General features: G+C 64.1%; 16 protein-coding genes. 10 read left to right on the top strand and 6 right to left on the bottom strand.

Going from position 1 to position 14,776, the window contains the following annotated elements:
* Nucleotides 1-32: 32 nt before the first annotated feature.
* The 4 genes from FDW84_RS09210 to FDW84_RS09195 all read right to left on the bottom strand — a co-directional run bounded on the left by FDW84_RS09210 (nt 33) and on the right by FDW84_RS09195 (nt 3,591).
* Nucleotides 33-956, bottom strand: a complete 924-nt coding sequence (locus FDW84_RS09210) for an LssY C-terminal domain-containing protein (RefSeq protein WP_138608728.1) — start codon at nt 954-956, stop codon at nt 33-35.
* Nucleotides 953-1,657: an esterase/lipase family protein gene (locus FDW84_RS09205; RefSeq protein ID WP_138608726.1), complete on the bottom strand. Its 705-nt coding sequence runs from the start codon at nt 1,655-1,657 to the stop codon at nt 953-955. The genes FDW84_RS09210 and FDW84_RS09205 overlap by 4 nt, the downstream gene beginning before the upstream one ends.
* 26 nt (nt 1,658-1,683) lie before the next feature.
* Nucleotides 1,684-2,901 carry an MFS transporter gene (locus FDW84_RS09200; RefSeq protein WP_138608724.1) on the bottom strand — a complete coding sequence of 406 codons (1,218 nt, stop codon included), beginning with the start codon at nt 2,899-2,901 and terminating at the stop codon, nt 1,684-1,686.
* Between the two features lie 69 nt (nt 2,902-2,970).
* A complete protein-coding gene (locus FDW84_RS09195; protein WP_240721460.1) occupies nt 2,971-3,591 on the bottom strand; it encodes a PAS and ANTAR domain-containing protein in 621 nt (206 codons plus the stop codon).
* A 197-nt stretch (nt 3,592-3,788) separates the two neighbouring features.
* On the opposite strand from FDW84_RS09195, the gene FDW84_RS09190 reads away from it, so the two are divergent.
* A complete protein-coding gene (locus tag FDW84_RS09190; RefSeq protein WP_138608722.1) occupies nt 3,789-4,151 on the top strand; it encodes a hypothetical protein in 363 nt (120 codons plus the stop codon).
* Between the two features lie 173 nt (nt 4,152-4,324).
* Entirely contained in the window at nt 4,325-4,660 is a 336-nt protein-coding gene (locus FDW84_RS09185; protein WP_138608721.1) for a hypothetical protein, read from the top strand.
* A gap of 157 nt (nt 4,661-4,817) precedes the next feature.
* On the opposite strand, the gene FDW84_RS09180 is transcribed toward FDW84_RS09185, so the two are convergent.
* On the bottom strand, nt 4,818-5,009 hold the full coding sequence (locus FDW84_RS09180; RefSeq protein ID WP_138608719.1) for a hypothetical protein: 192 nt from the start codon (nt 5,007-5,009) through the stop codon (nt 4,818-4,820).
* Nucleotides 5,010-5,471: 462 nt separating this feature from the next.
* On the opposite strand from FDW84_RS09180, the gene FDW84_RS09175 reads away from it, so the two are divergent.
* From FDW84_RS09175 to FDW84_RS09165, 3 genes are all read left to right on the top strand, one after another.
* On the top strand, nt 5,472-6,236 hold the full coding sequence (locus FDW84_RS09175) for an SDR family oxidoreductase (RefSeq protein WP_138608717.1): 765 nt from the start codon (nt 5,472-5,474) through the stop codon (nt 6,234-6,236).
* Nucleotides 6,237-6,333: 97 nt separating this feature from the next.
* Entirely contained in the window at nt 6,334-7,089 is a 756-nt protein-coding gene (locus tag FDW84_RS09170) for an ANTAR domain-containing protein (protein WP_240721459.1), read from the top strand.
* Between the two features lie 410 nt (nt 7,090-7,499).
* Complete coding sequence (locus FDW84_RS09165; RefSeq protein ID WP_138608715.1) at nt 7,500-7,694, top strand: three-helix bundle dimerization domain-containing protein; 195 nt, start codon at nt 7,500-7,502, stop codon at nt 7,692-7,694.
* 399 nt (nt 7,695-8,093) lie between these two features.
* Here FDW84_RS09165 and FDW84_RS19710 read toward each other — a convergent pair whose 3' ends face one another.
* Entirely contained in the window at nt 8,094-8,579 is a 486-nt protein-coding gene (locus FDW84_RS19710; protein WP_240721458.1) for an acyltransferase family protein, read from the bottom strand.
* A gap of 100 nt (nt 8,580-8,679) precedes the next feature.
* Here FDW84_RS19710 and FDW84_RS09155 point away from each other — a divergent pair, with 100 nt between their 5' ends.
* The 5 genes from FDW84_RS09155 to FDW84_RS09130 all read left to right on the top strand — a co-directional run bounded on the left by FDW84_RS09155 (nt 8,680) and on the right by FDW84_RS09130 (nt 14,735).
* Entirely contained in the window at nt 8,680-9,441 is a 762-nt protein-coding gene (locus FDW84_RS09155; protein ID WP_138608713.1) for a GAF domain-containing protein, read from the top strand.
* Nucleotides 9,442-9,464: 23 nt separating this feature from the next.
* Complete coding sequence (locus tag FDW84_RS09150; protein WP_138608711.1) at nt 9,465-10,343, top strand: F510_1955 family glycosylhydrolase; 879 nt, start codon at nt 9,465-9,467, stop codon at nt 10,341-10,343.
* Between the two features lie 273 nt (nt 10,344-10,616).
* Nucleotides 10,617-12,353: a putative bifunctional diguanylate cyclase/phosphodiesterase gene (locus tag FDW84_RS09145; protein WP_138608708.1), complete on the top strand. Its 1,737-nt coding sequence runs from the start codon at nt 10,617-10,619 to the stop codon at nt 12,351-12,353.
* A gap of 233 nt (nt 12,354-12,586) precedes the next feature.
* A complete protein-coding gene (locus FDW84_RS09135; protein ID WP_138608704.1) occupies nt 12,587-14,086 on the top strand; it encodes a sensor histidine kinase in 1,500 nt (499 codons plus the stop codon).
* The gene (locus FDW84_RS09130; RefSeq protein WP_138608702.1) at nt 14,064-14,735 is read left to right on the top strand and encodes a response regulator; all 672 of its coding nucleotides are present in this window, start codon (nt 14,064-14,066) and stop codon (nt 14,733-14,735) included. Before FDW84_RS09135 ends, FDW84_RS09130 begins: the two co-directional genes overlap by 23 nt.
* Nucleotides 14,736-14,776: the final 41 nt, after the last annotated feature.

Genomic DNA, 14,776 nt, shown 5'->3' with positions numbered 1-14,776 from the left:
CTCCTTAGTCCGCCGGACCGACGCTCACCTATTTACCCCCGCGTGTTAACGCCGGGCCGGCCCGGCTCAAACAGATCAATGATGGGCAGGTGCCCGTCGGTGCGGATGGCGTCGCCGCCGCCGTTGCGGTGATGGTAGCCGCTGGAGTAGTTGAGGATGATGTGGACGGACTGTACTGCGCTGGCCGCCTGCAGGGTCTGGATGATGAAGTCCCGTTCCTCGTCGGTGCGGTCGGCGATCTTGTGGGTGATCTGGAATGTGAACAGGGACAGGCCCACGCTTCTGTCGTAAGTACCCGCACCCACCCAGTCCACCGAGAGCCCGCCCGGCAGCATCCACCCGTCCGGGCATTTCCAGAACCGTACGTGGTGCCGTTTGCGCGGGTTCCCGTCAATCTCGCGCTGGAACGCCAGGTCCTGCTTGTTGCCGAAGACGTAGAGCGAGCTGACCGGCGCCTGCGGGTAGCTCCTGCCCAGCACGGTAGAGGTAAGGGTCCGCCACGCGGTAGCCGGGGTGATGGGATCGGCTTCCACCCAGCCGGCGGACAGCATCGCCCGCCGCAGCTCCTCCTGCGTTCCCACCACCGCAAGGTTCACCGGATCGCCGAGCACCCCGTCCCCGGTTCGGGCCCTGCCGATGAAGTACTCCGGAATGTAGAGGCTGCTGAGGATCTTATGGATGCGCGGAAGGAGTGCGTACGCCAGGATCAGCCACACGGGCAGGAACACCCATGCCTGGTCCGGGCCGCGGGACAGCCGGGACAGCAGGAAAAACCACACTGCCCACCCCACAGCCACAGTGACCAGCATGTAGAGCAGCCGTTGCAGCACCGCGAGTACCGTGGCCCAGCGGCTCTGGCGCCGTTCCACCGCGTCTGCGGCACGCGAGTGGTCGGGCTCCTCTGGAACCGGAGCCCCGCCGTCGTACCTTGCTCCGGGATCGTAAGCAGCGCTCACGGCTTACCGGGGGTCAGCTGCTCAACAATAATCCGCGCCGTTTCCGGCTCCCCCAGGATCCGGAAATGCCCGGCCACGGGCAGCTCAATGTTCGTGGCCCCCGGCAGGACGCTGCCCTCGGGGATGTGCGGGTCGAAGGGGCCGTAGATGGAGGTGATTTTGCTGTTGATCGTCTCCTCGCGGGCCAACTGGAGTGTCAGGGCGTTCCGCGGGGAGAAGATCCGCAGGCTCGGCAGCAGCATGTACTTTGCATAGCGCGATCCGGAAAACGGCGTGCACACCGTGATCATCCTGTCGATCCGCTGTTCCGGGTCCAGGTTCAGCATGGTGTACTTCCCGATCAGCCCGCCCTTGCTGTGGGCCACGATCGCCGCACCCTGCAGGCCGGCCTCCTCCAGGTGCTGGGCCACCAGCCGGGCGGCCACGGGTACGTCCAGCTTGTTCCGCTGCAGCACCGTGACCACGTGGACGGGATGGCCGGCGTCGTGGATGGTCTGAATGAGCGGCAGCATGAACTGCCAGTTCTCATACACGCCCGGGATGATCACCACGGGGTCGCGGTGGCCCTGGTGGAAGGACCCGGGCTGCACCCGGGACAGCATGCCTTCCACCTGGCACACCGCGGCGTACACGTAGTCCTGCGCCCACCACAGAGCCTTCTGCAGCGGACTTATCCGGGTGGCCATGCCCGTTTCGCTCATCTGATGAGGATATCCCCTACCCGGTGTCAGTAGTTCCGGCGGTGCTTGACCCGCGGAATCACGACGGCGAACACGGCCGCCGCCGCGAACCCCAGTACTCCTGTGGCTGAGATCCCCGCGCCCAGGGTGGCAGCGGCCGTCACCGCCGAGAGCAGCACCGGCCCTCCCGTGGACCCGGCATCGGCCATGAAACGCCACAGCCCCAAGAACTGGCCGCGGCCGCGGTCCGGCGAGAAGTCGGCGCCCAGCGTCATCACCAGCCCGGAGCTGATCCCGTTGCCGAACCCGATCAGCAGCGCCGCCAACAGCAGCCCAACAAACGTCCCGGTCAGCGGAATCAGCAGCAGGGCCGCACCCATGAGCAGGGTGGAAGGCACCGCCACGAATTGCCGTCCCTTCCGGTCCATGAGCTTCCCCGCGGGGTAGAACACCAGCATGTCGATCGCTCCGGACAGCCCGTAGATCAGGGAAGCGGACGTGGCGTCCATGCCCAAGTGGTCCGCCCACAGCGGGATCACCACCTGCCGGGAGGACCGCAGGGCGCTGAGCAGTAATATGCCAGTGCCCAAGGATAGGAACACTCCGGAATGGGACACCGCGACGCTCCGGAGCGTGGGCTCGGGGCCCTGGTGTCCGCCGTCGGGCACCTGCCCATCGGCCAGGTCCGGGATGGTGAGGGACAGCAAAGCGGCGGCCACCATGGCCACCACGCCCACCCAGTAGGCTCCGCCGATGCCGAGGAACTGCATCACGGCCGCGCCCAGGAACGGGCCGATGAACACGCCGATCCGGTTCACCCCACCCAGCGTGGACAGCGCCCTCGCCCGGAACTGCACCGGCACAGCTTCGGTGAGGTACTTCTGCCGTGCCAGGCCAAAGACCGCCCCGGACATTCCGACGACGGCCATCGCCACGGCGAGCAGCCACAGGCCGTTGGGGACCAGGGAGGTCAGCCCGGCGGCCGCGAGCGCAAGGCCGGCGGCGACGGCGGCGCCCACTATGGACCAGCGCTCACCAAACTTGAGGGTGACCAGGGAGGCCGGCAGGTTGAAGAACCAGGATCCCAGGCCGATCAGCGTGACGATCAGCGCCGCAACGGCCACCGAGGCGCCCAGATCGCGGGCCGTCAGCGCCACCACCGGGAGGATGGCACCCGTGCCGATTCCGTACAGCAGTGTAGGGCCGAAGGCGGCCACGGCAATGCCGCGCAGGTTGAACGGCTGGGGGTCATCCGGGGAAGTCATCAGATTTATCCTAGGGCCGCCCCTGATACCCCTGTCCCCGGGCCGGCAAGGTTCACTGGCGGGCGCGCTTTACCGGAAGCTTTCCAGTGCCTCCCTGGCTTTGCCTGCTGCTGCCGCTTTGGCAAGTTCCCCTGCCACACCGTGAAGCTTTGTGTTGGTGTGCTGGCTGTGGTCGGCCAGGATCTTGAAGGCGCATTCTGCATCGACGCCGCGCAGGGCCATCACAATGCCCTTGGCCTGTTCAATGACCGCTTTGTGGGCGTAGGCACCCTCTATGGCTTCCGAGGCGGCGGCTTGGGACTCGATGCGCAGGCTCTGGGTGACGTCCACCATGAACCCGCGGATACAGTTGACGTGCCCTGATGGGTCAGCCTGGGCGTGGATCGCCGAGAAGACGCGCCGTTCCTTGCCGCGGGTGTCAATCACGCGGTGCAGCAACGCCCCATGGCCTCCGGCTTCCATCAGGTTCAGCCATGCCGCGCGCACCGGCCCGCGGTCCTGTGGATGCTTGTGTGCCATCAGCAGTTCGAACGTGGGAACCACCTCGCCCTGGCCCAACCCGTGAATAGCGAACAGGCCCCGGGACCACTGCATCTGGCCGGAGGCTACGTCCATCTCGAAAGTCCCTGATGCAGCTTCGGTGGAAAGCGACAGCGGAAACAGATAAGTATCCAGCTTTGACCACGTCACTGATTCCTCCTCGGCAAGGCAAACCCCCTGTTGTCTAACGGCCCCACTTTAACTGACTGCTGCCGGCAGCCCTTCTCATGTCCGTTCCGTGGTGCCGAAATCACGGGAAATTCGGGGGTCACAAATACCCCGCAGAGGAGTAGCGTTCGCATTATAGGGCACTGATCCGTGCCCGCTGCCAAAGGGGAGGTCAATCCATGGGTGAAGTGTGGATCCGCACGCTCGGCAACGGGCTGGTCCGGGCAGACAGAGTCACCGAAATTTCATCCACCCGCGGCTCGCTCCATGAGGACCAGGGGTACTCCGTGAAGGTCATCGTGGGCGGCAAGAGCCACGTGCTGATTGACGACGCCGGCCTGCAGGGCACACTGGCCGAGCGGCTCGAGTATGCACGGCATGTGGAGGACGCCCTCCTGCTTGCGATGGACGAGGCACGGCAAAGTGGAGTCGCCGTGGTGATTTCCTACGAGCCGGAGCGCGAGCGGTGGTCCGCTGCGCCGGTCACGGTATTAGCTGCGCCGGTCACGGTATTAACAGGAAGACTGCCTGAATCGGTCTGAAGAGCTTGGGAGCAGCTTTGCTCCAGCGTCACGCGGGCAGCATCCTAATCGATGTAATAAATACGTAACTGTTGCGTGCATCACATTCGGCCCCTACTCTGGATGAGGCTGATGCAAACGGCCACATGCAAGAAGCTGCAGCGTCGCAGCCAATGCCGGGGAAGGCTTTACTTTTGAATTCCAAACTGAATGTTGTTGTCCGTGTAGATCTCGACCACGCTCGTGCACAGGTGATTGCAAAGGGGCATATCACCGTCCACAGCGTCAATGCTCTTTATGTAGTGGTTAAGCGCGCCAATTCTTTGAAGGAAGGGCTGGACGTGGAGCTGGACGTCTCCCACGCCCATGTCGACCGGGAAGCCCTGGAGATGCTCCATACGGCCTCGGAATCCCATCACCTGCCGCAGAAGATCGATCCGCAGCAGGCACCGTGCACCATCAGCGTCCTGGCACCGCGGCGGGTCACCTCTGAGCTCCGGGCCCAGCGGCCGGCGCTGATCGCCGCATAGGCCACCCAGGCAAAGGCACGCGAAGCGCCCAATAGTCGGGCCAGAGTGTCAGCCGCAATTATTCTTTCCTGATTTTCCACTGGCTGGGAGTGCAGCTGTATCCGAAGAGACGGGTAGCTGCACTCCCGGCCGGGTGGAACCTTTTCACGAGTTCAGTTCAGAATTTGGGCCAGTAATCCGGGTTGAAGCCCGGCGCGTGCGGATAGGTTGGGGGATCCTCCCACCGGTCCCGTGATACTTCCGGCTCCTCGTCCTGCTCCGGCTCAGACTGGTCCTTCTGCCCCGGCCCTGGTTCGTCCTTTACTTCAGCCTCGGCATTGTCACCGCGGCCGGCTTTATCCTTCATCATGCTGCCCCCCTTGCGGTGCCATGATTGCCAGCGGTGCCGCTCTGGCCGGCCATCAGTGGGCACCTTCCCGCCTGCGCGCAAGTTCCGCCGTCACAAGCTTCAACAGGGAACGGGCCGGTTCAGAGAGGTGGTGCTCCCTGCCGTGATGCCCTTTCTGCAGGCCTTGGAGAAGTGCGTTCCGGATGCGTTCCAGTTCGCGGGACGGCACGTGCGGCCATCTAAGGGAAACGGAAGCCACAGCGACCTCCCGATGTGTGGTTCGAGATAGCCAAACTGCATGACTAACCTCAGAATAGGTAGCCCGATACGTCCGGAGTCAAGGGTTTGGCCTCCCCATTTGCAACCGTACGGCACCGGCGCGGGCGGCCCCCGGGATACTCCAGCACAGGCGGGGCAACCTTGAAGAACTGAAACGGCAGGGCATCGAGGCCATTGACCGACCCCGGGCATAAGATTTTTCCCATGAGGATCGCCGTAGCAGGGGGAACCGGAACTGTCGGGCGCCACGTGGTGGAGCTCGCCAAGGAGCGCGGCCATGAAGTGGTGAGCCTGAGCCGTGCCGAGGGTGTGGACCTGGTCAACGGCAGGGGCCTGGCCCAGGCCTTAGACCAGGTTAAGGCGGTCATAGACGTTTCAGGCATCCAGACCACGTCCACCAAAAAAGCCGTGGACTTTTTTACCAATGCCACGCAGAACCTGCTGGCAGCGGAAAAAGACGCCGGCGTGCAGCACCACGTAGCACTGTCCATCGTGGGCATCGACGGCGCCACGTCGGGGCTCTACGCCGGAAAGCTGGTGCAGGAAGACGAAGTACGCCACGGCGGCATCCCTTGGACCCTGCTGCGCTCCACACAGTTCCACGAGTTCGTGCCGCTGACGGTGAAGCTTGGAACCGTTGGCCCGTTGGTCGCGGTTCCCAAGATGTTTACCCAGCCCGTGGCTGCCCGGGAGGTGGCCGAGGCGTTGGTGAAGGCGGCGGAGGCAGGACCCGCTCAAAGGATGAACGACCTGGGCGGACCGCGCACTGAGAACCTCGCAGACCTCGTCCGCGCGTATCTCGCTAAGAACGGCCGGCGCAAAAAGGTAGTCGAGGCAGTGCTGCCCGGTCCCATGGGGAAAGCCATGCGCAGCGGTGCCCTGATTCCGGCGCCCGGAGCCGCCGTCGGCCGCCAGACGTTCGCTGAATGGCTGGAAGCAAGTAGTGGCCGCGACAGCAAGGAAGAGTAGTAGAGTACCCGCTACTCGTGCCCTTTCCGCCGGGCGCCCCTAAATTCGAGGAAAGCCTGCGTATTGGTGATTCGCCGGCTCGAGTTTAGGGGGAAGCGTGACACAGCATGCGGCGGTTGGCAGCAGGCGGCTGGACCGGCAGGGGCTCCTGCTGGACCTCATCACAGGCGCCGAGACGGACCTGGACTCGGCGCAGAGGCTGAGCGAAGCTGCCGCTGAGGCGATGAGTGGGTTGTCGGGTGCCAGGGTGGAGTGTGCCGTTCTGGTCATGCGCGGGGAATCAGCGCCACTCGGTGCCGGCACCGATGAGAATGCCGTAAGGCTGGCAGTTTGTGGGGGCCGGGATGGTGACGGTCCCGTGGCCCAGGCGGTGCGGGGGGCAACGGCAATAACGGTCGACGGCGGCGCTTCCGTCCAGTGGCAGGCTTACCTGCAGCGGCTGGTGGCAGCGGGCTACCAGCGTGCTTTGGCTGTTCCCTTGCGGCTGGACGGCCCGGTGTCAGGTGCCCTGCTGTTCCTGGCACGGACCGGCAAGGATCTGGGGCATGAGGTGGTGCCCGAGGCAATGTGGTTCGCCGGGGTAGCGTCGCACAGCCTGAAGCTGGCGCTTGAGGTGCACAGCGTCCGCTCCGCCGGGGACAACCTTAAGGCCGTGCTGGAAAGCCGGACCTCCATCGATGTGGCGTGCGGGGTGATCATGGCGCAGAACCGCTGCTCCTACTCTGACGCCTTCGGCAAGCTCGCGGGGATGTCCCGGCAGCGGAACCTCAAGGTCCGCAGCATGGCAGAAAACATCCTCAAAGCATTGCCCAGCCGCTCTCCGGCGCCCCGGTTCGGTTCTGCTCTGGCCTGAAACGTTGAGGGTTTGGGTTCCTCTACGCGCATCTGCCCGGCCGTTGGCGCAGTGGCGCCGGCACGCCATTCGCATGATGAGGCGTGCCGAACGACGGCTCGGGGAGCCGCCGTTCTACTGCGGAAAACCGCAGACTTTCAGCGTTCTCCTGACGTTCATGCATCGCCTCCGTATTATTCATGCATGTGGACTAAGCAGCATCAGACTTTTTGCCCCGCCTGCGGCAGGGCCACCAACCATGTCACGCACTACAAGAAGGACGACGTTGGCGCTTTGATCGCGTTCGTCCAGTGTGTCGAGTGTTCCAAATCTCCCGACGTTGCGGCCTAGGGGTCTGGTTCCGGCTGGCACGATTCCCTGCCAGCAGTACCTCCAACTGGTTATTCACTCTCCCCTGAACAGGTGCGGTAATGATCAAAGAAACGGAAGTCCAGGCCCTCGTAGGTGTGGTGGAGCGGCTGGCCCAGCGCTTCCCCAATCATGAACGCTCGATCATTGAGGACGTGGTCGCTGAGGAGCACAGCCTCCTGGACGGGGGCCGCGTCCGGGACTACATACCGATCCTGGTGGAGCGGGCAGCAAAGCTTCGCCTCACGCGCGCGTAGCCTTCACCGCGCACGAGGCCGGGCTCCAGCCTTTCGTTGGCCCAGCGGCGGAGCGGGCGCTCCACCAGGCGGAAGGACACAGCGGCCAGCAGCATGGTCAGCGCCGCAGTCAGCGGGATCAGAAGACACTGAACCAGGGCCCGGGCGTCTCCGGTTCCTTCAGCAGGAACACTGCGGCGGCCAGGACGAGCGCCGCAAGCGGGGCGCCCCAGCGCGCACTTGCCTGCAAGAGTCTGTGGAGCACCGAGCCCTGGCGGACGCAGGTGACCATCAGGGCCAGTGCGCAGCCGATCAGCAGTTCGTCGGCGCGGGTCCGTTATAGAGCCTCCCCAGCGGTGCCCCGAGTAAGACCAGCACCCACCGCTCCAGCAGGAAAGCCGCGGCCAGGCCGGCTGTAGCTTATGCGGCGGTACGGACCTTCCAGAACCTCAGCATCGCCAGGAGGAGCAGCGGCCATACCAGGTAAAACTGCTCCTCGACGGCCAGGGTCCAGGTGGGCCCCAACGTTTCGCCTGTGATGGAGTGGCCGAACACTCCGACGTGCGCGAGATTCATGACGTACGTGACCGCCGGCAGGACGAATGCCGCCTGGCCGCCCCACGCTGATGCGGGAAGAGCCAAGCCGACAATGACGATCACGCCGCACAGGGCCAGCAGTGCAGGCCACACCCTGGCCAGGCGCCTGGCGTAAAAGACGCCCAGGCACAGCCGACCTGTGGCCATGTGTTCCTTCATGATCAGCAGCGTGATCACAAACCCGCTGAGGGTGAAGAAGACATCCACCCCGATGAAGCCGCCGGGTACCAGTCCGGTCGCCGTGTGGAAGAGAAACACGCCGGCGACGTGGGCTGAGATGAACGGCTCGGCAGAACATACTTCAGCCATTACCCATGGGCGCAAATAGTAAGTAAACTGATCAAGTGGCTTTGTACTTCCGCAATGGTATTGCCTCCAAGAAGCGCGTTTTTGGGTCGGGGTGGTCAGCATGAGCAATGAGTCAGAGCGGCGCCTTGAACTTGCGGCCTTGGTGGTTGCGGGGATGGACCCCCGCGAGGCCTGGCCTGCCTACTTTGGCCAGACGAAGTTTTCCGAGTTCGAGCTTCATGCCTACCTGCACGGGGCCCTGGCATTGCCCGAATTTGAACAGGGTCATGCCGGCGGCAACGGCGGTCGATCCGCGGTCCCGCGCAGCCAACCACGCCCGCTGGCTCCCCCGAGCGCCAGGGAGGACGCGCTCGCGGGCCTGGGCGCCGCAGGCAGGTTTCTGCTTTCGCCGGGAAGGGCTGAGGAGGAGCGGTTACGGTCTCTTGGTGAAACCGACCTCCTCCATACCGGGCGCGAGGAGATTTTTGACCGGGTGGTGTCCATGGCAAAGGAGTATTTCGGGGTTGGTGCGGCCTCACTGTCACTGATCGCCGAGAATGCCCAGTTCCTCAAATCAGTGGTCGGCCCCCTGAATGTGGAGACGCCGCGGGAAATCGCACTCTGCACCCATACCGTGCGGGAGGACTCGATGCTGATCATCAACGACACCCTTACTGATGACCGGTTCGCCAATAATCCGCTCGTCGTCGGTGAGCCCTTTATCCGCTTCTACGCCGGCTATCCCCTCCACGGACCGCGCGGCTGGAACATCGGAACACTGTGCGTCATAGACCAACAACCGCGCGAGTTCAGCCCGTCGGATCAGCAGGTATTGCGCACACTCGCAACAATCGTCCAGAACAACATCGACGCCCGCACCTGACCGGACAAAGTACCCGTAAGCAGATGCCCCTCCCATGCGCCAGCAAAACCAAGAATTCCATAATGCTGTCCGCCGTGGCTGCTGCCCTTTTAGCTCTTGCAGGATGCACAGCCCCGGCCGGCCCAGCCCCGGAAGCGACAGCGACGGCCGACAGCATAATGCCCAGCTCGCACGTCCACGGAATCACCGTCAGCGGCGAAACCAGCCAGGTACTCCTGGCCACCCACGATGGCCTGTTTGACGTTACCACCGCGCCAGCCACAAAGATCGGTGAAACCCTGGACCTGATGGGTTTCACCCCCGGCCCGTCCGACGGTGTCTTCTACGCCTCCGGCCACCCCGGTCCCGGCTCGGACCTGCCCAACCCCATGGGCCTGCTCAAGTCATCGGACGGCGGCAAAACCTGGGAACAGCTCTCACGGCAGGGCGAATCGGACTTTCACGCGATGGCCACCACCAAGTCGGGAATCGTGGCATTCGACGGAACCCTGAGAACCAGCCCCGACGGCACGGCGTGGCAGACAGCCACCGCGGGCTTCGCACCGGCCGCCCTCGCCGGACACCCCGACAGCAACACGGTCCTTGCGACCACCCCAGATGGCATCCAGCGCTCCACGGATGCCGGCGCCACCTGGAAACCGCTAAGCAACGGTCCGGTGATTCAATTCGCTGCCTTCGCCCACCCGGCAGAGGCCGTGGGCGTCGAACCGGACGGCACGGTCCACTACTCCGCGGATGCTGGGGAAACGTGGACCACAAAGGGGCGCATCGACAGCGAGGTCATGGCCATCGCCTCCATCAAGGGCGAAGACGGCCGCCCGTGGGTGTGGGCCGCCACGGCGGACGGGGTGGTGGTTTCCACGGACGGCGGGATGACCTTCCGGCCCGCGGACGCGGCCTGACGCTTAAGTAAGGGGCGGGAGAGGCAAAGGGAAAGCCCCTCCTAGGAGGGGCTTTCAACGTAATGGTCAATTGTCATGCGGTAACGGTCAGTGGTGATGCGCTCCCCCTTTCCGGACGCCCCCCGGCGCCCATCCGGACTATGACAAGACCACACTTTAATACCCTTGCCCGGGCCAGTAAAGAGGCCAGTTTTTGGCAAGCTGTTCAGGTTCCGTTCGCTTTTGCCTGATAAGCAGAACCCGTGCCCACACCCCTTAAGTCCCGCCCGTGCTGTGAAGCCGTCCACGCCTGCACTGGGTGATCTCGGCGTTGAGGCGATAGTCCTGCCCGGCAACACGTCCACAGCAGATATCGAAGCGATGTTCAGGAATGACCGCGGTCTTCGGGCCGTCGTGGTCGAGATCAGGGGAACACTCTCCCTGTTGACCAGGGACCAGCTTGACCACCGGATGACGGGGCGGCTGGGCTACGGGCGGGCACTGAGCGCCCGTTTGACCGCGGAGGCGCTGGTGCCGGCCACCACCTTCAGGTTGCCGCCGTCGCTGGATCTCCGGGCAGCCGCCTCCGCGCTGCTGGAGCGGCCTGAGGAGAGCAGGTACCAGGATGTGCTCGTGGTACCGGAATCGGGAGCCCCCAGGGTGGTTCCGGTATCAGAGATTTTCGAGGGCCTTTCTGCTGTGTTCCGGCATGCCGCCCTCCATGACCCGTTGACGGGCCTGGCGAACAGGCTGGGGTTGGAGGAGTCGGGGTCAGCCTTACTGACCGGCAACGGGTCAACCCGGGCGGCGGCGCTCTATGTGGACCTGGATGATTTCAAGGTCATCAACAATACCTTCGGGCATAGGGCTGGAGACAGTGTGCTCACCGCTTTTGCCGCCAGGCTGCAGCGGTGTACCAGCCCGGCGGACAGGGTGGCCCGCCTGGGCGGCGACGAATTCGCAGTGCTGCTTGCCGACGTCGACGAAGCCGGGGCCCTCACCCTCGCGGACCAAATCCTCGATGCCCTGGCTGAGCCCTTCACCCATGACGGGCACGCTCTTAGGGTAACCGCCACCCTGGGCCTGGCCCTGGCAAGCGATATCGGTGTGGACGGGCAGGACCCGGGGTCGCACCTTGAAGACCTGCTCCGCCAAGCTGACGCGGCGATGCTGCAGGCCAAACACGAAGGCAAAAGGAGGCTGGGGCGGATCGATCCATCCCTGCCTGCCAGCCGTTTCGCCCGCCAGGCCCTCATCCGGCGCCGCCTGCCGCAGGCCCTCGACAATGCCGGCTTCACCCTCCACTACCAGCCGCTGATGGATATCGGCACCGGGTTGTGTCCCGCCGTCGAGGCGCTGCTGCGCTGGGAAGACCCGGAACTGGGCCGTGTTTCCCCGGACGAGTTCATCCACGTTGCCGAACACACCGGCATGATCCATGCGCTTGGCCTGTGGGTCATCAATGAGGCCTGCGCGCAGGCACGCCGCTGGGCGGACGCCGGCAGGTCCCGCGCAGTTTCCGTCAATATCTCGCCCCTGCAGCTGGCCGCCGGGAGTCTGGTCAGGGATATCCATGCCTGCCTGCAGCGGCACAACCTGCCACCAGCCTTGCTGAATATCGAGATCACCGAAAGCGCCGCCATTACCGATCCCGCGTCCGCCGCGGCGCAGCTGCGCGCGCTCATCAATGCCGGCATCGGGGTGGACCTGGACGATTATGGGACGGCCTACTCGTCCCTGTCCCTTCTGCGGGAGCTTCCCCTCACCGGGCTGAAGCTGGACAAGTCATTGGTCGACACCATTGACACCGACCCCACCTCAGCAGTTCTGCTTGCCGCCGCCTTGGCCTCTGCCAGGGCCCTGGGCCTCAAAACCACAGCAGAAGGGGTGGAACGGGAAACGCAGCTGGCAGTCCTGGAGGACCTGGGATGTGACATCGCCCAGGGCTACCTCGTCGCGCGTCCGCTGCCGCCAGCCGATCTCGATGCAGCCTGGGCAGCACGCAGCGACGGCGGGCAGGCGCCGGTCTAGCGTGTCAGTGCGAAGGCAACGACCGCCAGGACAACCACCAGGACCACACCGAGGACGGCGAGCTGCCTGCTGCCCCCTTTGGCCGGCCCTGGCCCTCTTCGGCGCCCGTGCTTCCGCTCAATCACCAGGACCTCCCGAATCCGGACCTGGGCCCGCGTGCGACGCCGATGGGCGGATACCCGGGCGGTGTCCGACTTTCGGTGCGGGGCAGGACGTGATGTGATTTTCAGGCTATGGATACTATGCACCCAGTGGAGTCCCTTCCGGGCGGGAGAAGGCGGCAAGTGCTGTCGTTCGTGCTTGCGATTGGGTTGCCTCCGGCGCTGCAGTTTGTGTTGGAGCGGCTGCCCCATGACCAGTTGTCAACGGACATGCTGGTCCATCTAACGGGCATTGTTGGGGTGTCGCTGGTTGGCGGGCTCTGGCCGGCAGTTGCCGCTGCGGTCCTGGCCGGGCTGATCGTGAACTACTTCAGTGTTCAGCCAGTGGGGTCTTTGTCGGTGATTGACCCCGAGAATCTATTGGCGCTGCTGATCTTTGTTCTGGTGGCCGTGGCCGTTTCGCTGGTTGTAGACCGGGCAGCGAGGCTGCGCCAGGAAGCGCGCATCGCCGGGGCTGAAGCTGCAATCCTCGGCGAGCTGAGCCGCAGGGCTGTCGCGGAGGGTACCAGCATTCCCGAGTTCCTGGATCAGGTGCGTGGGCACTTCGGTGCAGAGTCGGCCGGCTTGTGGGTACTGGACGAGTCCGCTCCTGGGAAAAGACCGTCGTGGCTGCTTCAGGAGCTTTCGGGTAGCCCACGGCCGGAAGATTTTTGGGAGGCTGGCATTGTCGAGCAGTTGGACGGCAAGCGGATGCTGTCGCTGAAAGGCCGGGCGTTGTCCGGCAATGAACGGCGGTTGCTTTCGGCCTTCGGCGCTCACTTGCTGGCTATGGTTCAGCGGGAGCAACTCACTGCCAGCCAGCGCGAGAACGTTCGCTTGGCGGAGGGGAACACCATGCGCACGTCCATCCTACGGGCGGTTTCGCATGATCTGCGCACTCCCCTTGCTGGGATCAAGCTCGCGTCCAGCAGCCTTCGTGACAAGACCATTAGTTTCGACCCGGAAGAACAGGAGGAGTTACTGGCCACCATTGAGTCCGGCGCGGACCGTTTAGACGGGCTGGTCAGCAATCTGCTGGATATGTCACGGATTACGGCTGATTCCGTCTCTCCCCTGACTCAGCCAGTGTATTGGTCGGATGTCATCAGCGAGGCGCTGCGGGGCATCACCTCTGAGAGGCTCCATGTGTTGCTTCCGGACAACATGCCGCCCGTTGACGCTGACCCTGGAATGCTGGAACGGGTAATCGCCAACTTGGTTGAGAACGCCCTGAAGTATGCCGCAGATTCGGATGTGGTTGTCTCCGGTGCGGTGGGCGGTACCGGCAGCGCAACCATTGGGAACGCCCCCGCCAGCGAACTCATGGTGATCGATCATGGTTCAGGGATTCCTACAGATAAAGTGTTGACAATGTTCCAGCCCTTTCAGCGGGCCAACGACACCACACCGGGAACCGGCATTGGCCTGGGCCTCGCTGTTGCCAAAGGATTCACCGAAGCGATGGGCGGGGTACTGCTTGCCGAACCCACCCCGGGCGGGGGCCTGACGATGGTGGTCAGGTTACCGCTCTCCACCGGCGTACCGCCCTACCCCGGGATGGGAGGTGGCCATGGCAGCAGTGCTGATCGTTGACGACGAAGTTCAGATCCTCCGTGCCCTGCAGATCAATCTGAACGCCAGAGGGTATAGCACCCTGGCGGCCGTTACCGGACAGGCCGCTTTGGAAGCGGCCGCACAACACCCTGTGGACGTCGTTATCCTGGATCTGGGCTTGCCGGATATAGACGGGGTGGACGTAATCCGCGGACTGCGTCGGTGGAGCGAGGTACCGGTTGTGGTCCTTTCTGCACGGCACGGTTCTGATGACAAGATTGCGGCCCTCGATGCCGGCGCGGACGACTACGTGACCAAACCGTTCGGTATGGAGGAACTCCTCGCCAGGCTGCGTGCCGCACTGCGCAGGGGAACACGGACGGACGTCCCTGTAGTGGCTACCGATGACTTCGCCATAAATCTGGCCACCAAGCAGGTCACCCGACAGGGGATGGCAGTCAGCCTCACCCCCACTGAGTGGAACATTCTTGAACTGCTTGTAAGGAACAGGGGCGCCCTGGTTACCCACAACGAGTTGCTTACCACCGTATGGGGGCCCGCCTATACCGGCGAGACCTCCTATCTGCGGGTGTATTTGGCTCAGTTGCGGCGCAAACTCGAAACCGACCCTGCCAAGCCCCGGTACCTGTTGACCGACACCGGGCTAGGCTACCGCTTCAAGGATTGACCAGCTCATAGTCGTGGGGCCAAAAGGCGAGGTTTTGATGG

The organism is Pseudarthrobacter sp. NamE5 (genome assembly GCF_005796225.1).
Lineage (GTDB): Bacteria > Actinomycetota > Actinomycetes > Actinomycetales > Micrococcaceae > Arthrobacter.
The sequence above is the reverse complement of the archived record's forward strand: the minus strand, read 5'-3'. Positions and strand labels throughout refer to the sequence as shown.